The following is an 18,517-nucleotide window of genomic DNA, read 5'->3' as shown; positions in this document are numbered from 1 at the left end:
TTGGCACGCCACACACCGACACCACCCAAACCGGCCCCACCCACATCTTCAACCTGGGCCACGGCATCAGCCAATACACCCCGCCCGAACATGTGACGGCGCTGGTGGAAGCGGTGCACAGCCATTCGCGCAAGCTGCGTCAGGGCTGACCAAGCGCCCTGGGTGCACCCTGTGCACCCAGCTTGTTGCAGGTGTCAGCGACCGGTAATCTGAAGCACCACGCCTTGCACGCCAGTCTTCACGCCTGGCAGTTCCACTTGAAGATCGCCCTCTTGCTTTTGCGCAGAACCCTTTTTGGAGATGCGGGCTACCAGACGCACTTGCGTCAGCGATGACAACACAGGCGGTGCGCCCATGCCCATGCTGTCGCTCAAGGCGAAACGCACTGGCCACGAAGCGGGTGTGCCGCGCCAGATGGCCACTGGGCGGCGCGAGCCCTCTTCGGCCATGGCGTAAACAAACAAGGTCGCGCCTGCCGCCATTTGACTTTGCACCTCGGGAGAAACACGGACCTCGCCCTGAATCAGGGGCTTGGTGTCGCCCGCCGCAGTTGCCGCCGGCAAGGCCTTGGCACCCTCTGCTGCGGGGGCTGCAGGCGCCGCAATCTCGGCCACCATCTCAGCCGCTTTCGCCAGCGCTTGCTGCAAGCCTTGGCCAGCCTCGCTGTCAGCCGGCACCAAATCCAAGGCACGCTGCCAATAATCTTGCGCTGCGGCGTGCCTTTTTTCCGAGAAGGCCGCGCTGCCCGCCAGCACCAGCGCATTCAGGTGCTGAGGCTGTGTGCGCAACACGTCTTGAATCCACTGCCAAGGCTCTCCAGCGTAGACACCGCCTGCACTCAAAGCTTTCATCTGCGCCCGCTCGATCCACAGATCGGGTTCGGGTGACAAGGCCAGCACACGCGCCAAGGCCTGCTCGGCCGGGGCATGCGCGTTTTGGGCTGCGTGCAACCTTGCCAACGTCAACCAAGCCTCAGCATCTTGCGGGCGTTTTTCTGTGGCTTCTTGCCACACGCGGGTTTGCTCAGCCCATTGCTCGGGCGTGGTGGCGCTGATTTGGACCCGCTGGCTCAAGGGTTGGGTCCACCAGGTCTGAGGGGCACCCAATTGCACATAACTCAGGCCACTGAGTAAGACCAAGGCCCCGACGATCCAGAGCCAGCGCGCAGGCACTGCGGCAACGGGTGCGTCGTTGGACTGCGCCGCATCGTCCAACACATGGCGCAGCAACTCGTCGCGCGCCGCCTGATGCTGCAGCGCCGTCAATCGGCCTTCGGCCAAAGCACGGTCCAGATCGGCCAGGTGTTCTTGTGCAATCCTGCGGTTGGTCTGTGACTGCTGCGCCAGCCCCACGGCCTGGACCTGTTTTTTCAGACCCCGCTGCAAGACCCCAGCGGCCAGCGCCCCCAAGGCCAGCAGCGCCAACAACAAACCCAGCCAAGGCGGCAATAAAGACATCAGGACTCCAGCAGTTGGCGAACACGTGCGCGCTCGCTGTCGGTCAAGGGCGGGGGCGCAGCAGGCGAGCGGCGCATCAAACGCAGCGCCAGGGCCAGTGCGCCCAACAACAACACAAAGGGGCCAAACCACAACAGCCACGTCACGGGCTTGACCTCGGGTTTGTAGAGCACAAAGTCACCGTAACGGCTGACCAAAAAGCGGCGAATGTCGGCATCGCTTTGGCCCTGCTCGATCAGGCCCCGCAGCTCGCGGCGCAGGTCCAGTGCCAGCTCGGCATTGGACGAGGCCAGGGATTCGTTTTGGCACACCAAACAACGCAACTCGGCCGCGATGTGGTCCCAGCGCGCCTGCACAGCGGTGGACATCGGCGCTTCGGTCTGCACCGCCACGGGCGCGCCCACAGCGGGCAAAGTCGCCTGCACACCCTGCTCAGCCTGCACGACGGCCGCTCCGCTTGCTGCACCACCGGGTGCTTGGGCCGCCACACAGGCACCCCACAGCCAAATGCTGGCCAGCAGCCACTTCAACACAGCGCGCATCAGGGCACCCCCCGCAGCAAGGGCAAGAGTTTTTGCTGCACCACGTCAGGCGTCAAGGCCCCGGCGTGCTTGAAGCGCACCACACCTTCGCGGTCCACCAGATAGGTCTCGGGCAAGCCATACACCCCAAAATCCATGCCCACCCGGCCGTCCATGTCCAGCAAGTTCACGTCAAAAGCCTGACCGTGTTTTTGCAACCAGGCCTGACTGCGGGCCGTGGCTTTTTGCACGGCTGCAGCGCTTTGCGGGTCCTGCCCCGACAGTTCTGAGGCCTGCAGCTCTTTGTAGTTGATGCCCAGCATCTGCAGCCCCGGCTGGCGCGACAGCGCCATCAAGATCGGGTGCTCTTCCTTGCAACCTGCGCACCAGGTGGCCCACAGGTTGACCAAGGTGAGCTGCCCCTTGAACTGCTCAGCGCCGAACACGCCCGCAGCGCCCACCACCGGCAGCTTGAAAGCGGGGGCACCCTGGCCGATCAGCGGTGAAGGAATCTCTTGCGGGTTGCGCGTCAAGCCCACGCCCAAAAACACCACCAGGCCCAAAAACAAAGCCAGCGGCACAAACACCCAGCGCGGCATGCGACGAGATGGGGCGGTGGCCAAAGCGCCGCTCATGACAGGGCACCTTTGGCCAAACCGGCAGGCACTGGAGCGCGCTCCAGCGATGGGGCCTGCCGATAGCGTCGATCCACTGCGGCCAAACCGCCACCCAAGACCATGAACACCGCGCCCAACCAAATCCACGACACAAAAGGCTTGTGGTAGACCCTGAAACTCCACTGCGGGGGCTCACCGTTCAAGGGCTCGCCCAAAGAGACATATCGGTCACGCCACAGGTTGCGGTCAATCGCTGCTTCGGTCATGGGCATGGCACTGGACACATAGCGGCGCTTTTCAGGCTGCAGTGTGTCCACCTGGTGTTCACCCTCAAAGACATCCATCTGCGCGCGCAAAGCCAAATAATTGGGCCCGAGGTGGTTGTCCACGCTGATCAGCTGGTAACGCGCACCGGCCACCGTCACCGAGTCGCCCAGGCCTAAACGCACATCGCGCTCCACCTCAAAGGACTTGACGCCGGTGATGCCCAGCACCAGCACCGCCACACCCAGATGCGCCACGTGCATGCCCCACCAGGCCAGACCCGGCAATCCGGGCAGACGCAGGCGCTGCACGATTTGCCAGGCCCCCGACAAGGCGATCCAGCCGCCCAGCGTGCCGCCCATCACCGTGAGCCAGCCGCCAGCCGTGGTCGTGCTGCCTTGAGCCATGGGTGCCCCGCCCCATGTGGCCCACGCACTGGCCAACAAAAGCGCCATGGCCCCCGGCACCAAGACCGAGCGCACCGCCGCCCAGCGTGCCACATGCCAAGGCACCACCGTACCCGGCACCATGGCCAAGAGCAACGGCACCATCAGCGGCACAAACACACGGTCAAAATACGGCGGCCCCACCGACAACTTGCCCAGGTTCAGCGCGTCGATGATCAGCGGGTACAAAGTGCCCAGCAGCACTGCGGCCATGGCCACCACCAAGAGCACGCTGTTGAGCAGCAAAAACGATTCGCGCGAACCCGCCACCGGCTGCGAGGCATTGGCCCACTGCGGGGCGCGCCAGGCAAACAAAGCCAGCGAGACGCCCACCACCACCAGCAGAAACATCAAAATGAAAATCCCCCGCGAAGGGTCTGTTGCGAAGGCATGCACCGAGGTCAACACCCCCGAGCGCACGAGAAAAGTGCCCAGCAAACTGAGCGAAAACGCACCAATCGCCAACAGCACCGTCCACGCCTTGAACTGCCCGCGCTTGTCGGTGACCATGAGCGAATGGATGAGCGCCGTGGCCACCAGCCAAGGCATGAGCGAGGCGTTTTCCACCGGGTCCCAAAACCACCAGCCGCCCCAACCCAGCTCGTAATACGCCCACCACGAACCCAGCGCGATGCCCAGCGTCAAAAAGCCCCAGGCCGCCACCGTCCAGGGCCGCGCCCAACGCGCCCACGCGGCATCGAGCCTGCCCGAGAGCAGCGCTGCCAAGGCAAAAGCAAAGGCCACCGACAAACCCACATAGCCCATGTAGAGCATGGGCGGGTGGATGACCAAACCCGGGTCTTGCAACAAAGGCGTCAAGTCGCGCCCCTCGGATGGCGCCGGAAACTGCCGCTCAAACGGGTTGGACAGCGTGAGAATGAAAGCCAGAAAACCCACCGACACCGCGCCCATGACGCCCAGCACCTGCGCCACCAGGGCCTGCGGCAAGCGCTTGGAGAAGGTGGCCACGGCAACCGACCACAGCGCCAGCATCAACACCCACAACACCAACGAGCCTTCGTGCCCAGCCCAAATGGCCGACAGCCGGTAGGCAGTGGGCAGCAAAGTGTTGGAGTGGTTGGCCACATACACGACGCTGAAATCGTGCACATAAAACGCGTGCCACAAGGCCACAAAGGACAACACGATCAAAGCCAGTTGCAACTGTGCCAAAGGCCGCGCCAGCGCTTGCCAGCCCGCGCGACGCGCCGACAAACTGCCCCACAGCGGCAGCACCGCTTGCAGCACCGCGACCCAAGCCGCCATGATCAAGGCCATGTGGCCCGCTTCAGCCCACATCAACAGCTCCGATCCATTCGGCCTCGCGACCGAGCCCATTGGTTGTTGGCACCGCAGGCATGCCACGGCGCTGGTCCTTGCAGAAGCCCACCCCGCGGGCGATGGTTTTTGTCATTGCGACACCGCCGTGCCCATGCGGGCTTTGGCCGCCTCGTCCAGCGCGTGCTGGGCTTCGGGCGGCATGTAGTTTTCATCGTGCTTGGCCAGCACCTCGCTGGCCACAAAGAGCTGTCCTGCGTCCAGGCGGCCTTGCGCCACCACGCCCTTTCCCTCTTTGAACAAATCGGGCAACAAACCCACATAGCGCACGGGCACCTCGCGCTGCGTGTCGGTCACCACGAAGGCCACCGCCATGCCGTCGCGCTGGATGCTGCCTTCCTTGACCAACCCACCAACACGAAAGTGCCCCTCTTTGGGCGCTTCGCCCGCCACCACTTGTGTGGGCGTGAAGAAAAACACCAGGTTGCTCTGGAAGGCGTTGAGCACAAAAAACAGCGCACCACACACGAGCAGCAAGCCCAATGAAATGCCAAACAGTCGTTGGTGGCGGCTTTTCATGACGCAGCTCCTTGTGTGAAATGAACGGGGCGCGATGCGCCGGCTGGGCTGGCCTGTGCACTGCCCGGGGTTTCAGCATCCAGGGCTTGGGCATCCAGGGCTTCACACACCGCGTCCAGCGCTTGTCGCCTGCCCATGCGTGCCAGCCACACCTCCAGCGCCATCAAGGCCGCACTCACCCCCATGCTGCCCCACACAAACAGGCCATAGCCGCCCATGGCCCCAAACTCGGCTGCGCTTTGCCAAATCATGCGGCACCTCCTACTGCGCGATGCGCACGGTGCGCCAACACCTCGGGCAGTTGTTGCACCCAGGCCGCGTGGCTGTCGCGCTCCAAAATCAAACTGCGCACACGCCACAAAGCGATGGCCGCCGCATAGAGCCACACCGCCAAGCTCATCAGCAGCATGCCGGTCAGCATGATGCTGGCCATGCGTGGCGACTGGGTGAAGGAGACCGAAGCCCCTTGGTGCAAGGTGTTCCACCACTGCACAGAGAAATAAATGATGGGCACGTTCACCGCCCCCACCACCGCCACCAAGGCACCGGCCCGGTCCGAGCGGCGCGGGTCTTCAATGGCCGAGGTCAGGGCGATGTAGCCCAAATACAAAAACAACAGGATCAACATCGAGGTCAGCCGCGCGTCCCACACCCAATAGGTGCCCCACATCGGCTTGCCCCACAAGGCGCCGGTCCACAGCGACAAAAACGCGAGCAAGGCCCCGGTGGGGGCCAGCGCCCGGGTCATCAGGCCCGACAAGCGCGTGTTGAACACCAGACCCAGCACACTCCAGAACGCCATGGCCAGGTAAATGACCATGGCCATCCAAGACACCGGCACATGGATGTAAATGATGCGGTAGGCCTGGCCCTGCTGCGCGTCGGACGGCGCGACCATGAAGCCCACCCACAAACCCGCCAGTGCGAGCACCGTGGCCAAGAGCGCCAACCCAGGCCAGATGCGTCCAGCCAGGGGGTAGAAGTGCTGCGGTGCGGCGTAGTGAAAGAGCTTCATGAACCGTTCCTCTTCATTCCAACGCCAAGCGCAAAGCCGCTGCACAAGCCCAGGGGCTGAGCGCCGCAGAAGCCAACAAGAGCGCCAACAAAATAGACACATGCGCCTCGGCCCCAAGGCCGCGCATCTGCGCATCGACCGCGCCGGTGCCGAACACCAGGACCGGCACATACAAAGGCAACAGCAAAAGCGATTGCAGCACCCCGCCGCCGCGCACGCCCAAGGTAAGGGCCGCGCCGATCGCGCCCAACAGTGACAGCACCGGCGTGCCGATCAAGAGCGTCAGCGCCAGCATGCCCAAAGCCTCTGGACCCAGACCCAACTGCAGTCCCAAGAGCGGCGACAGCAGCACCAAGGGCAAGCCCGAGATCAACCAATGCGCCAGCAGCTTGGCGCTGACCAGCCAAGGCAGGGGCGCAGCCGACAAGGCCATTTGCTCCAAGCTGCCGTCTTGGTGGTCGGCGTCGAACAAACGGCCCAGGCTCAGCATGCTCGCCAGCAAGGCCGCCACCCACAACACCCCGGGCCCGATCAGGCGCAAAGTGGTTGGCTCAGGGCCGATGGCCAGCGGAAACAAAGCCGCCACCAACACAAAGAAAAACACCGCCCCCAACCACTCGGCCTTGCGCCGCAGAGCCAGACGCAAGTCGCGCCGCAGCACGCCACCCATGGCTTGCCAAGGGCTGGGCCGCGCGAGCCCATGTGCGAGGATCGGGACAGTCATGGCCGAAGTGTTCATGCGTGGCCCGTCTCGCTGGCCATCTCTAAGACGGTCTCGCCGCCACGCCCACGACCCAGGTGCAGCTGCGCACCCTGGCCTTGCAGGCCCACAGCGTGGTGGCTGGTCATGACCACAGCACCGCCCGCGTCGACATGCGACTGCAGCAAGGCACGGGCCGTGGCGGTGGCCTGCGCATCCAAACCCACCAAAGGCTCGTCCAAGACCCACAACCGCGCCGGGCTGTTGCGCAATCGCGCCAAAGCCACACCCTGCCTCTGGCCTTGTGACAAAACCCGCACGGGCAGGTGGGCACGGCTTCGCAGGCCCTGCTCGGCCAAGGCTTGCACCGCCTTCTCGCGGCTGAGCGCCAAGCCACTGATTTGGGCATCAGCGCACAGGTTTTCCCAAGCGGTGAGGTCGGGCTTGAGGCCCAAGGCGTGGCCGATGTAATGCAGGACCGAACGGTCGGGGCGCGGGAGTGGGGACTGCGAGGAAGAAGGCCAAAGCACTTGGCCGCGTGCTGCCGGGGACAGGCCACACAGGATGCGCAGCAAACTGGTCTTGCCGCAGCCGTTGCCGCCTTCAATGTGCAGCCAGCTGCCTTCGGGAACGGAAAAGCTCACGCCCTCGAACAAGGTCCGCTGGGCCTTTTGGCAGGCCAGGTCCATCGCTTTGAGCACCCAAGACGCCATAAAAGGGCTTTCCGGTCGGTTGAAGACAAGGCAAAGTGTAACGATGGATTGACACTTTGTGTGTTCAAAGCCTTCACTCAGACTGGTAAATCAGGGTATGCCCTGAGTTTGAGATCGGAAATGGCCGAAAAAAAACCGCCCGAAGGCGGTTTTTGGAGGTCACGGCAGGTCTTAGCCTGCCGCTGCTTCGCGCATCAAGCCTTTTTGGCGTATGCAGAGCACCAGCCTTTAGCGGCCACTTGCTTGCCAGCAAACAAGGGGCAACCGCCCGCTGCCGCACCGGCCTTGCCCTGGAACAGGGCGCAGTTGGCGCAATTGGCACCGGCGGCGAACTTGGGGTTCTTGGCTTTGTCAACCTTGCTGGCGTCGGCTTTATAGGCCAAGCCCACGGCTTGGGGGGCTTTTTCATCGACCATGGCCTGAGCAGAAGCTTCGCTCACGGCCAGAGCGGCGGTAGCGGCCGTGGCCACTTGCATCATGAACACACGGCGGGTAGATGCCATAGAAGAAAAACGGGACATAGAAGACTCCTTGGAAGAGACCGTCAGAAAATACTGAACAGTTCATTGTGCGCCACATCAGTCACTTTGTCATGCGGCGCGCGATACTTGAGCAAATCACACAGGAAAGCCCCGGCTTTTGAATGTCAACCGCGATGGACAGGGGCATGTCAAAATGCAGCCTTGTTTTGACACGCACCAGACACAAGGGTTTTGACATGCTGCAACTGCTCATCGGATTGGTCCTCTTTTTGGGCATTCATTCCTTGCAAAGCTTGGCCCCGCAGGTGCGCCAAAACAGCATCGCCCGCTGGGGCCCGCTGGGTTTCAAGGCGGTTTATGCGGCGGTTGCGGTGCTCGGTCTGTATTTGTTGGTGCATGGCTACGGCCAGGCACGCCTGGACCCTGTGGTGCTGTGGTCGCCACCACGCGGCCTGCAAAACGCCACCATTTTGTTGATGTGGGCGGCCATGATTTTCTTGGTGGCTGCTTACATTCCTGGCAACCACATCAAGGCCAAACTGCGCCACCCCATGACTTTGTCGGTCAAGGTTTGGGCCTTGGGCCATTTGCTGATCAACGGCAACCTGGCCGATGTGGTTTTGTTCGGTGGTTTCCTCGTTTGGTCGGTGCTGGTGTTCCGAGCCGCCCGCAAGCGGGACCGCCAAAGCCTGCACAGCGCACCTGAGGGCAAATGGCTGGGCACGGCTTTGGCCGTGGTGATCGGCACCGGTGTTTGGGCAGCTTTTTTCATGGGCGGCCTGCATGTGTGGCTGGTCGGCGTGATGCCTTTGATCCGCGCCAGCTGAGCCAGTCCTGTTGACGGTGGCTGTCCGGCTCAATCAGCCCCCAATGATTCGCCTGCTGGCCTGCATCCCCAGGCCAGCGCCAGCGCCAGCGCGGCCCCGACCCGCAACACCTCAGGCGCCAAACCATGGCGCAGTGCCAGAGCGTGAGAAAGCTTGACTGCGCTTAAGGGCTTTAAGCCTGAGAGCCAAGCTGAAACCGACACCCAGGGCAGCGCTGCACACAAAATTTCAACCCAAAAGCAAATTTAGGGTGTAAATTTAACTTGACACTTTGCCGCGTCTTTTGGATGATGGACTGAGATCAGTTTTGCGGAACGCCCCATGGCATTGACCTTCCCTTTTGCGGCCATCGTTGGTCAAGATGAAATGACCCTCGCCATCCAGGTGGTGGCAGTCGACCCCAGCATTGGCGGTGTGTTGGTCTTGGGCGACCGGGGCACTGGCAAATCCACCGCCGTGCGCGCCTTGGCCGACCTGCTGCCCCCAATATCGGTCGTCAAAGGCTGCCCCTACCGCTGCGACCCGGCCAAACCCGCAGGCGCCTGCCCGGTCTGCCAGGCACGCGATCCCAAAGCCAAAGTCGTGACCGAAAAACAGCCTGTCGCCGTGGTTGACCTGCCGTTGGGCGCGACCGAAGACCGCGTGGTCGGCGCGCTTGATCTGGAAAAAGCCCTGTCTCAAGGCGTCAAGTCTTTTGCCCCCGGCTTGCTGGCCCAGGCGCACCGGGGCTTTTTGTACATCGACGAGGTCAACCTGCTCGACGACCACCTGGTGGACCTGCTGATCGACGTGGCCGCCTCGGGCGAGAACCTGGTCGAGCGCGAAGGCCTGAGCGTGCGCCACCCCGCCCGCTTTGTGCTGGTGGGCAGCGGTAACCCCGAAGAAGGTGAGCTGCGCCCGCAGCTGCTGGACCGTTTTGGCCTGTCGGTGCAGGTGCGCACACCACAAGACCTGGCGCTGCGCGTGAGCATCATCAAACGCCGCGACGCCTTCGACAAAGACCCAGAGGCCTTCAAGGCGCTGTGGCACAAGGACAACCAGAAGCTGCAAAAACGCATCCTCAAAGCGCGCGACTTGTTGGACGAGGTCGAGGTGAGCGACGACATGCTGATGCTGTGCGCCCGCCTGTGCCAGCAGCTGGGTACCGACGGCCTGCGCGCCGAACTCACGCTGCTGCGCGCCACACGGGCGTATGCCGCGCTGCAAGGCCACAAGGCGGTGAAGGCCGAGCACCTGCAAAGCATGGCCCCGCTGGCCCTGCGCCACCGGCTGCGCCGCAACCCGCTGGACGACACCGACTCGGGCGCGCGCGTGCAGCGCAGCTTGCAAGAAGTGCTGGCCGCCTGAGCTGCAGATCCAGCACCCCATGTTTGCACGGCCATTTCCCTGTAGGAGCGGCGTCCTCGCCGCGATCGGCCCTTGCAGCCCACGCCCCCCCCTCAGAGGGCCAATTTCCTGCACATCCGCCGTTCAGCCCTGACATGACCCGTCAAGCCCCTCCACTGCCTACACCCGCTGATCCCATGGAGCGCTGGAACGATGCGCTGACGGCGCTGCAACTGTTGCAGCTCTACCCCTTTGGCTTTGGCGGTGTGTGCTTACGCGCACCTCACGGGCCGGTGCGCGAGCGCTGGCTGCAAGCGCTGGCGGGGCTGGGCATTGGCTTGGTCAAAGTGCCCGGCTCGGTGGACAGCGAGCGGCTGCTGGGCGGCATCGACCTGGCCCACACCCTGCAAACCGGGCAACTGCACCTGCAAGCAGGCTTGCTGCAACAGGCCGACCAAGGTCTGGTGTGCCTGCCCATGGCCGAGCGCCTGTCGCCCGCCCTGCTCGCGCCTTTGGTGCAAGCGCTGGAGCAAGGCCAGGTGCCGCCAACCCGTCACAGCGCAGCCCCCTCCCCCACCCGCTTTGGCGTGGTGGCGCTCGACGAATCCTTGCCCGACGAACCGGGCGTGGGCGCGGCCTTGGCCGAGCGCCTGGGCGTGTGGCTGGACCTGCACGAACTCTCGCCCAGCGACATCCACGCGGCTTGGCAGGGCGACAGCGAATCGGATGGCTTGCAGATTCGCCTGAGCCCCGGCGCATTGGCCCGTGCCCGCGAGCTGTTGCCACAAGTGCAAGCGAGCGACGAGCACATGCAAGCGCTCTGCGCCGCCGCTTTGGGCCTGGGCATTGGCTCTTTGCGCGTGCCCAGCTTGGCGCTGCGCGTGGCCTGCGGCCATGCGGCGCTGAACGGGCGCAGCACGCTGGACGCCGACGATCTGGGCTATGCGGCGCGCTGCGTGCTCGCGCCACGCGCCACGCAGTGGCCAGCCGAGCCGTCTGCACAAGAATCAGAACCTGCACCACCGGAAGACGCCACACCGCCGCCAGAGACACCAGAGCCGCCGGAAAATGCCGATCAAGCGCCTGAGAACGACGCTGAAAAAGACAAGGACCCGGACACCGCCCCTCCACCCGAACAGAACCCTGAACCAAGTGCCGAAGACCTGCAAGAGATGATGGTCGCAGCGGCCCTGGCCAGCTTGCCGCCGCACATGCTGGACGCACTGATGACACGCCAAGGCGCGGCCAGCCACAACACCTCGGGGCGCAGCGGCCAAACCCGCGCAGGCTCCCAGCGCGGTCGCCCCCTGCCCCCACGCCCAGGCAGACCCGGCGGTCAGGCGCGCCTGCATGTGCTGGCCACCTTGCGCGCCGCCGCGCCCAAACAGCGTTTGCGGCAAGCGCACAGCACCGGCCGCGTGGCGATCCGCGCCGAGGACTTTCACATCCAACGCTACCAGCAGCGCGCCTCCAGCTGCCTGATCTTGGCGCTCGACGCTTCGGGCTCGGCCGCGCTGCAGCGCTTGGCCGAAGCCAAAGGCGCGGTCGAGTTGTTGCTGCAACAGTCTTATGCCCGGCGCGACAGCGTGTGCATCGTGGCGTTTCGGGGGGCGCAAGCGCAGCTGCTGCTGCCCATGACACGCTCGCTGGTGCGCGCCAAACGCGCCATGACCGGCCTGCCCGGTGGTGGCGGCACGCCCTTGGCGCTGGCCCTGAAAATGGCACACGAACAAGCGGCGCAGTTGCAACGTCAAGGCGTCACGCCCATTTTGGTGGTGCTCAGCGACGGCCGCGCCAACGTGACCCTGCAAGGCCTGGGTGGCCGCGCCCAAGCGCAACTGGACGCGCAAAGCTGGGGCGAGCAGTGGCGCGCCAGCGGCCACCGCGCCTTGTGGATCGACACCTCGATGCAGCCTGATGCGCAAGCGCAGCAACTGGCCACCACCATGGACGCGAGCTACCTGCCCATGCCGCAGGTGCAGTCGCAGCGCATGGCCCACGCCATCGAGCGGGTGCGCAGCCCGCATGCTTGAGCCGCCATGTTTGAAAGCTTTTACCCGAGCATGGATTGGTCAGCGCACCGAGCCCATTGGCCGCACACTGCGCACAGCCGCTTTGTGCAAGCGGGCGGCATCCAGTGGCATGTGCAGCAAGTTGGCCAAGGCCCCTGCATGCTGCTTTTGCACGGCACAGGCTCTGGCAACTTCAGCTGGCGAGGCTTGCTGCCCGCGCTGTCCCAGCATTTCACCGTGGTCGCGCCCGATCTGCCCGGCCACGCTTTCACCAGCCGAGGTCCAGAAGGCGCGCTGTCGCTGCCCGGCATGGCCGAAGGCTTGCGCGCACTGATGCTGCAACTGAACCTCACCCCTCAGGTCATCGTGGGCCACTCGGCTGGCGCGGCGATTGCCGCACACATGGCACTGCACTTTGGCAGCGCCTCGCGCAGCACCCTGATCGGCCTGAACCCAGCCTGGCTGCCCTTGCCCGGCGTGGCCTCTTGGCTGTTTGGACCTGCGGCCAAACTGGCCGCACTCAACCCGCTCTCAGCCTGGGCCACGGCCAAAATGGCCGCCAAACCGGGTGCAGTGGCCGAGTGGATCGCACGCACCGGCTCCACGCTCGACGCGCAAGGGATGGATCTTTACACCCGCGTGCTCAGCGACTCAGGCCATGTGCACGGCGTGCTGTCGATGATGGCGGCCTGGCGACTCAAGCCCCTGGCTGCACGCCTGAACAACATCCGCAACCCGGTGTTCATGCACATCGGCGCACAAGACCAGACCGTGCCCCCAGCTTTGGCCGACGACGCCTGCCAGCGCTTGCCACAAGCGCGGTTGCACATTCAAGCGGGACTGGGCCATCTGGCCCATGAGCAGGACCCAGTGGGCACGGCTTTACAAATTCTGCGTTGGTGTGGTGTGGACCCTTCCCAAGCCTGAGCAGACCGTCCTCGTCCGGGTCGTTCAGCGCAAAAAATCCTTCACCGCTTGCAGCGATGCCTGGGCCGCTTCTTCTTGCGGCAAATGACCGACATTCGGCCAAGACACCAAACGGCTGCCGGTGATGGCTTGCAGGTAATCGCTGGCATTGCCCACAGGGATCATGGCATCGGCCTCTCCCCAAACCAGCAAGGTGGGCGCTTGTATCTGGCGAAGCAAGGGCCCGGGCTCTTGCAGCACGGTTTGTTCCAAGCGGTCGAGCATGGCCTGGCGCGCGCCGGGGGCCAAAATCAAATCGTGGTAGCGCGTGGTCACGGCATCACTCAGCGCCTGAGGCTGGGCATAGGCTGCTTGCAGGTTCATGCGCAGCAAGGGCTTGGGCAGCACATGGCGCATCAGGCCCAGCGTGGCGGGCACCTCCATGGCTTTGCCGTATTCAAAACCGAAGCTGGCATAGCCATCGGGGGCCAGCAGCACCAGTTTGTCGGTTCGCCCGGGGAACTTGGCGGCAAAGGTCCAGGCGATGCGCCCGCCCATGGAATGGCCCACCAAGCTGGCACGGGACAGGCCCAAGTCGTCCAGCAAGGCGATCAGCAATTGCAAGCTGCGCGCGTCGCGGTAGTCGTGCGCCGGATCGGGCGGGCTCAGGCCACTGCCGGGCAAGTCGATGCGGATCACGCGGTGCGTGGCGGCCAGCCCCTGGGCCCAGGCGTCCCAAGTCTGCAAGCTCGAACCAAAGCCGTGCAACAAAACCACCGCTGGGGCATTCGACTGGGGGCCTTGCTGGGTAACTGGCGGACCGCTGTCGCGCACATGCAACTGCCACAGGCCCACGCGGCGCAGGTCGTTGGGTTCGGCGAGGTAACGGGCCTCTAAAGTGGCGCGCGGCACATCGGGTGTCCACAACCACAGGGACAGCAGCGTCAAAGCGGTCAGGGCCAGCACGCGCCAATACCTCTTCATGCGGCGCAAGCCGCTCGCGCGAAATCGGCCATGGCTAGATGGCGAACATGAGCAGCAGCACCATCTGCAGGCCGTAGATGATCATCAGGCCGAGTTTGTAGGTATCGCGCAAAGTGTCCGACAGGCGCTGCATCCGGCGGTCCAGCCACCAGTAGGCCGCGCCGCACAAGCCGGTCATCAACAAAAAAATCGTGGCCATGAGGGAGGGGGGCATGGGGACGCTCCTGGTTGGGTTGGGCGCTTTAAGGTTGGGCGCCAAAAGGCCCGTTGAGCATCACGGTTTGCACGTTCAGCACGGCAGCAATGCTGACCCAGACCCAGTAAGTGATGAGCAGCAAACTGGCCCAGCGCGACAAGCGCCACAGGCCCATGATCAGCGCCAAGATGGACAGCCACAAAAACACCACCTCGAACAGCGCCCAATCCGGGCGCTGCAGCTTGAAGTACAACGCGCTCCACAAAATATTGAGCATCGCATTCGCGCCAAACAGCACCCCGACTCGGCGGCGCAAAGCGGGCGTGTCGGCCGCTTGCCAGGCCAGATAGCCGCTGATGGCGCACAGCGTGAAGATGGTGGACCAGATCACACCGAACGCAGCGTCGGGTGGCTTCCACGGCGGGTGCTTGAGCGCGAAGTACCAAGGCCCCAACTCGGTCAGGGCCGCGCCGATGCCCGCTGTGGCGTAGCTGAGCACAAAGGCCAAGAGCAAGGTGCGAAGAGACGCTTGGTGCCTGCGCCCTCGGGTTGACTTCAGCAAGCCGTGTTCGGGGTGCTGGTTCACTCAGGCCTCATGTGCGTGCCAAGCCCAACAAATGCGCCATGTCCTTGAAAAAGATGCGGACATGGGCCATCGGGTCCTTGCGCGCCAACTCTTTGTTCATGTACGACTCAAAAGTCAGGCGCTGCACGTCGCGGTCTTCGCAGATCTTGACGAATTTTTCGCGGCGTTTGTCGTTTTGGTACCAGAAGTACTGCATCACGCCCAGGATCCAGAACACCCGGCCGTGCTGCTTCATGAAACTCTTGCGCCCTTGTTTCAGGCAGGCACTGTTGCCGGTTTTGAGGGCCTCGTGAGCGGCCTTGGCCACGCGCCGGGCGCAGTCCATGGCGTAGTAAATGCCCTCGCCCGAAGAAGGGGCTACCACGCCAGCAGCGTCACCGATCACCACCACATCGCGGCCGTTGTCCCACTGGGGCAAGGGCTTGAGCGGGATGGGCGCGCCTTCGCGGCGCAAAGTGGGCGCGTGGGTCAGGCCCGCAATTTCACGCAAACGCGCAGTCGCGCTGCGCAATGAATAGCCCTTGTCGGCGCTGCCCATGCCCACGCTCATGGTCTTGCCGTGTGGGAAAACCCAGCCATAAAAGTCGGGCGAGACCTCACCTTGGTAGTACACGTCGCAGCGTGCTGCGTCGTAGCCGGGTTGGCCCACGGGCGACTCGATGATCTCGTGGTACGCAAAGACATACTTGGTTTTGTGCGCATTGGGAATGGCTTGGCGCGCCACTTCCGAGCGTGCGCCGTCGGCCCCCACCACCATGCGGGTCGACACCTTGACGGGCTGCGCGTGCTCTAAAGCCGCGTGTTCTTTGGGCGTGACCGGGGTGTAGTGCACCCACAACTGGCCACTGTCGTCGTGCTGCAACTTGTCAAAAATCGCCTGGCAACGCACCGCACCCGACTGGGCGGCGCGGTCGCGCAAATACTCATCAAACTCGTCGCGGTCCACCATGCCGACAAAGCCGTTGTCGATGGGGATGTCGACCTTGTTGTCGGTGGGTGAAATCATGCGGGCACAACGCACCTTGGCCACCAGCAGGTGGTCGGGGATGTCGAAGTCCTGGATCAGGCGAGGCGGGATCGCGCCGCCGCAGGGTTTGGTGCGGCCCTGGCGGTCGAGCAACAACACACGCCAGCCTTGGCGCACCAAATCGTGTGCAGCGGTGGCCCCCGAAGGACCTCCGCCCACCACCACAAAATCGTAATCGGTTTGGTTCATGAGCTTGACCCACCTTTGAGCAATACGGGACCGTCAAAACGCAAAGGCGCTCGCTGCCTTGCTGGCCCGGAGCGCAGGCGCGAAGCCACCGCCGCCGAGACCGCAAACATGAGCGCTTGCATGCCAAACACGGCGGCATAGGCCGTGCGTTGTTCCCCCAATAGGGCGTGGGCCAGGTCGCTGGCAGCGGTGCCGAGCAATCCCCCCAAACCAAAGGCCGCCGCTTGCGCCGCGCCCCACAAACCCATGCGTGTGCCTTCGCGGCCCTTGACGCTCCCATCCTCGCCTTCACCGGCCAGGCGCATCATGGTGGCAATCGCCGCGATCGAGAAAGCGCCGTTGGCCACACCCAAGAACACCACATTGGCCTTCAAAGGCCAATCAGCCGAGAGCGCCGAGCTGACCAAGCCAACCGTGGCCAGCGCCGACACCAGGCACCCGCCCACCATCCAGGCTTGCACCGAGCCCAAGCGCCCAGCCACCCAGCGCGAACCGGCACCGGCCACTGCCAGCATGCCCACCAGCACGCCCATGTGGTGCCAGCCCGACAGCTGAGTGGTCTGTCCCGGCGTGAAGCCGTGCACCGCGCCCGCGAAGGGCTCCAGAATCAAGTCCTGCGCGCTGTAGGCCAGCATGGACATGAACACAAACACGGTGAAAGTGCGCGCTGCAGGTTCGGCCCACACCTCTTGGAAAGCCTCTTTGAAATTTTGTTTTTGCAAGCGCTCGGTGCTCGCGCTCGGTGCCACGGCCAGCGAGGGGGCACCGTCTTTTTCCAAGCCCCACAAACACAGCGCCGTGATGCAGGCGGTGACCAGGCTCAGACCGGCAGACACCTGCAGCAGCACCTGTGGGCTGTAAGGGTCAATCAGCTTGCCCACCACCCCGGCAGTGACGGCAAAACCCACAATCATCATCAGCCACACGGTGGTGGCCGCGGGGGCCCGACGCTCTTCGGGCACGCGCTTGGCCATCAGCGCCAGCAGCGATGTGCCGCAGGCACTCACGCCCAAGCCAATCAGGCTGAAAGACAACCAGGCCAGCAGCGCGCCATAAAAAGGCTGAGAGGCCATCCACACGGTGGCCCAAGCGGCCATCACACCGCCCACGCCCAGCACCAACATGCCGCCCATCATCCAGGGCGTGCTGCGCCGCCCCTTGTCTGCGCCAAAACCCATGCGCGGACGCACCATTTGCACCGCGTAATGCCAGGCCACCAAAAAGCCCGGCAACAAAGCGGGCAGCGCCAGCTCGACCACCATGATGCGGTTGAGCGTGGACGTGGTGACCACCACCACCGCGCCCAGGCAGGCCTGGATCAGGCCCAAGCGGATGATTTGGAACCAGCCAAAAACCTGTGCATTCATCGGTGTGTTCATAGAACCCCCACGCTGCTGTGCAAGCCACTCAACTGGCGCAGGCCCCAGGCGCTGACCATCATGCCGCTGACGAACAGCGGCACGCCAAAGGCCGAGACATGCAAGGCGCGCTCAATGGGTTGGCGCAAAAATTTGAGCATCAAAGGCCCTTGCAACACCGCCAAAGCCAAGACCGCTGCCGCGTGCCATGGCAGCTGCCAGTGCAGCAGCAAAGCCGCCACCGCCATTTGCGGCACCAGCATGAACACACAGGCCATGCGCGCTGCGCCGTGTGCGCCCAGCTGCACCGGCAACGAAGCCACGCCCATGCGGCGATCACCTTCGATGGCCTTGAAATCGTTGAGCGTCATGATGCCGTGGGCACCCACGCTGTAAAGCAGCGCCAGCGCGACCGAATGCGGCCCCGGCCAGGCCCCGCCCAGCATCACGGCCGTGCCGGTCAGCCAGGCCAGACCTTCGTAACTCAAGGCGCACGCTGCGTTGCCCCACCAGCCGTTGTTTTTGAGGCGCACAGGTGGCGCGCTGTAGGCCCACGACAGTGCAATGGCCAAGCCGCAGGCCGCAAAACCCCAAGGCCCCATGAGCGTGGCCCAGACCAGCGACAGCGCGGTCCAGGCAATGGCAATGCCCAAACCCCAACGACCGGGCATGCGGCCCGAGGGAATGGGGCGGTTCGGTTCGTTGATGGCGTCCACATGGCGGTCAAACCAGTCGTTCACCGCCTGGCTGCTGGCGCACACCAGCGGGCCTGTCAGCACCAAACCCAAGAGCAGCAAAGCCCAGTGGGCACCCAAATCTTGACCCGAGGCCACCACCCCGCAGGCAAAAGCCCACATGGGCGGAAACCAGGTGATGGGTTTGAGGAATTCGGCCACCGTGCGCAAGGCGGGCCGTCTCAGCGACGGTGCAATGGCCTGGTTGTGTGGCACATGGGCCAAGGGTGGGGTGTCCATGCCCCCATTGTGAAGAGAGTTTTTAAAATGTCAACTAGGATTGACACTTAATGTCAATCC

General features: G+C 63.9%; 21 protein-coding genes. 5 read left to right on the top strand and 16 right to left on the bottom strand.

The features are described 5' to 3' along the window. Positions 1–149 (top strand): uroporphyrinogen decarboxylase family protein (locus tag B9Z50_RS14360; RefSeq protein ID WP_304481685.1); only part of this gene is annotated, 149 nt, incomplete at its 5' end. A gap of 45 nt (positions 150–194) precedes the next feature. On the opposite strand, the gene ccmI is transcribed toward B9Z50_RS14360, so the two are convergent. The 10 genes from ccmI to B9Z50_RS14310 form a co-directional block, all read right to left on the bottom strand. Beyond that, positions 195–1,457 (bottom strand): c-type cytochrome biogenesis protein CcmI, encoded by a 1,263-nt coding sequence (gene ccmI, locus B9Z50_RS14355; RefSeq protein WP_108365425.1) that lies wholly within the window; start codon positions 1,455–1,457, stop codon positions 195–197. After that, the gene (locus B9Z50_RS14350) at positions 1,457–1,999 is read right to left on the bottom strand and encodes a cytochrome c-type biogenesis protein (protein WP_108365424.1); all 543 of its coding nucleotides are present in this window, start codon (positions 1,997–1,999) and stop codon (positions 1,457–1,459) included. The genes ccmI and B9Z50_RS14350 overlap by 1 nt, the downstream gene beginning before the upstream one ends. Then, positions 1,999–2,613 carry a DsbE family thiol:disulfide interchange protein gene (locus B9Z50_RS14345; protein ID WP_233249886.1) on the bottom strand — a complete coding sequence of 205 codons (615 nt, stop codon included), beginning with the start codon at positions 2,611–2,613 and terminating at the stop codon, positions 1,999–2,001. Before B9Z50_RS14345 ends, B9Z50_RS14350 begins: the two co-directional genes overlap by 1 nt. Continuing rightward, on the bottom strand, positions 2,610–4,604 hold the full coding sequence (locus B9Z50_RS14340; protein ID WP_108365423.1) for a heme lyase CcmF/NrfE family subunit: 1,995 nt from the start codon (positions 4,602–4,604) through the stop codon (positions 2,610–2,612). Before B9Z50_RS14340 ends, B9Z50_RS14345 begins: the two co-directional genes overlap by 4 nt. A 111-nt stretch (positions 4,605–4,715) precedes the next feature. Continuing rightward, positions 4,716–5,162, bottom strand: coding sequence for a cytochrome c maturation protein CcmE (gene ccmE / locus B9Z50_RS14335; RefSeq protein ID WP_108365422.1), 447 nt, complete (start codon positions 5,160–5,162; stop codon positions 4,716–4,718). Further along, the gene (gene ccmD, locus B9Z50_RS14330) at positions 5,159–5,413 is read right to left on the bottom strand and encodes a heme exporter protein CcmD (RefSeq protein WP_108365421.1); all 255 of its coding nucleotides are present in this window, start codon (positions 5,411–5,413) and stop codon (positions 5,159–5,161) included. The genes ccmE and ccmD overlap by 4 nt, the downstream gene beginning before the upstream one ends. After that, complete coding sequence (gene ccmC, locus B9Z50_RS14325) at positions 5,410–6,177, bottom strand: heme ABC transporter permease CcmC (RefSeq protein ID WP_108365420.1); 768 nt, start codon at positions 6,175–6,177, stop codon at positions 5,410–5,412. Before ccmC ends, ccmD begins: the two co-directional genes overlap by 4 nt. Before the next feature lie 13 nt (positions 6,178–6,190). Further along, positions 6,191–6,901: a heme exporter protein CcmB gene (ccmB, locus tag B9Z50_RS14320; protein ID WP_233249885.1), complete on the bottom strand. Its 711-nt coding sequence runs from the start codon at positions 6,899–6,901 to the stop codon at positions 6,191–6,193. Positions 6,902–6,912: 11 nt separating this feature from the next. Next, a complete protein-coding gene (gene ccmA / locus B9Z50_RS14315; protein ID WP_108365418.1) occupies positions 6,913–7,590 on the bottom strand; it encodes a cytochrome c biogenesis heme-transporting ATPase CcmA in 678 nt (225 codons plus the stop codon). Between the two features lie 194 nt (positions 7,591–7,784). Beyond that, positions 7,785–8,111, bottom strand: a complete 327-nt coding sequence (locus B9Z50_RS14310) for a high-potential iron-sulfur protein (RefSeq protein WP_199221751.1) — start codon at positions 8,109–8,111, stop codon at positions 7,785–7,787. 197 nt (positions 8,112–8,308) lie between these two features. Between B9Z50_RS14310 and B9Z50_RS14305 the strand changes: the two genes are divergently transcribed. From B9Z50_RS14305 to bchO, 4 genes are all read left to right on the top strand, one after another. Continuing rightward, positions 8,309–8,899, top strand: coding sequence for an NnrU family protein (locus B9Z50_RS14305; protein ID WP_108365461.1), 591 nt, complete (start codon positions 8,309–8,311; stop codon positions 8,897–8,899). A 321-nt stretch (positions 8,900–9,220) separates the two neighbouring features. Further along, positions 9,221–10,246, top strand: coding sequence for a magnesium chelatase ATPase subunit I (gene bchI / locus B9Z50_RS14300; RefSeq protein WP_108365416.1), 1,026 nt, complete (start codon positions 9,221–9,223; stop codon positions 10,244–10,246). Positions 10,247–10,380: 134 nt separating this feature from the next. Continuing rightward, on the top strand, positions 10,381–12,258 hold the full coding sequence (locus B9Z50_RS14295; RefSeq protein WP_108365415.1) for a magnesium chelatase subunit D: 1,878 nt from the start codon (positions 10,381–10,383) through the stop codon (positions 12,256–12,258). Positions 12,259–12,264: 6 nt separating this feature from the next. Next, positions 12,265–13,164, top strand: coding sequence for an alpha/beta fold hydrolase BchO (gene bchO / locus B9Z50_RS14290; RefSeq protein WP_108365414.1), 900 nt, complete (start codon positions 12,265–12,267; stop codon positions 13,162–13,164). Between the two features lie 24 nt (positions 13,165–13,188). Here bchO and B9Z50_RS14285 read toward each other — a convergent pair whose 3' ends face one another. The 6 genes from B9Z50_RS14285 to chlG are packed head-to-tail and all read right to left on the bottom strand — an operon-like array spanning position 13,189 to position 18,457. After that, positions 13,189–14,127 carry an alpha/beta fold hydrolase gene (locus B9Z50_RS14285; protein ID WP_108365413.1) on the bottom strand — a complete coding sequence of 313 codons (939 nt, stop codon included), beginning with the start codon at positions 14,125–14,127 and terminating at the stop codon, positions 13,189–13,191. A gap of 34 nt (positions 14,128–14,161) precedes the next feature. Continuing rightward, the gene (locus B9Z50_RS14280) at positions 14,162–14,341 is read right to left on the bottom strand and encodes a hypothetical protein (protein WP_108365412.1); all 180 of its coding nucleotides are present in this window, start codon (positions 14,339–14,341) and stop codon (positions 14,162–14,164) included. Between the two features lie 28 nt (positions 14,342–14,369). Next, positions 14,370–14,909: a TspO/MBR family protein gene (locus B9Z50_RS14275; protein WP_108365411.1), complete on the bottom strand. Its 540-nt coding sequence runs from the start codon at positions 14,907–14,909 to the stop codon at positions 14,370–14,372. A gap of 7 nt (positions 14,910–14,916) precedes the next feature. Next, positions 14,917–16,125 (bottom strand): geranylgeranyl diphosphate reductase, encoded by a 1,209-nt coding sequence (locus B9Z50_RS14270; protein WP_108365410.1) that lies wholly within the window; start codon positions 16,123–16,125, stop codon positions 14,917–14,919. Then, the gene (locus tag B9Z50_RS14265; RefSeq protein WP_108365409.1) at positions 16,122–17,504 is read right to left on the bottom strand and encodes a BCD family MFS transporter; all 1,383 of its coding nucleotides are present in this window, start codon (positions 17,502–17,504) and stop codon (positions 16,122–16,124) included. Before B9Z50_RS14265 ends, B9Z50_RS14270 begins: the two co-directional genes overlap by 4 nt. After that, positions 17,501–18,457, bottom strand: coding sequence for a chlorophyll synthase ChlG (gene chlG / locus B9Z50_RS14260; protein WP_108365408.1), 957 nt, complete (start codon positions 18,455–18,457; stop codon positions 17,501–17,503). Before chlG ends, B9Z50_RS14265 begins: the two co-directional genes overlap by 4 nt. Positions 18,458–18,517 lie beyond the last annotated feature (60 nt).

This window comes from Limnohabitans sp. Bal53 (assembly GCF_003063355.1).
Classification (GTDB): Bacteria; Pseudomonadota; Gammaproteobacteria; order Burkholderiales; family Burkholderiaceae_C; genus Limnohabitans_A.
This window is presented reverse-complemented; position numbering and strand designations above follow the sequence as displayed.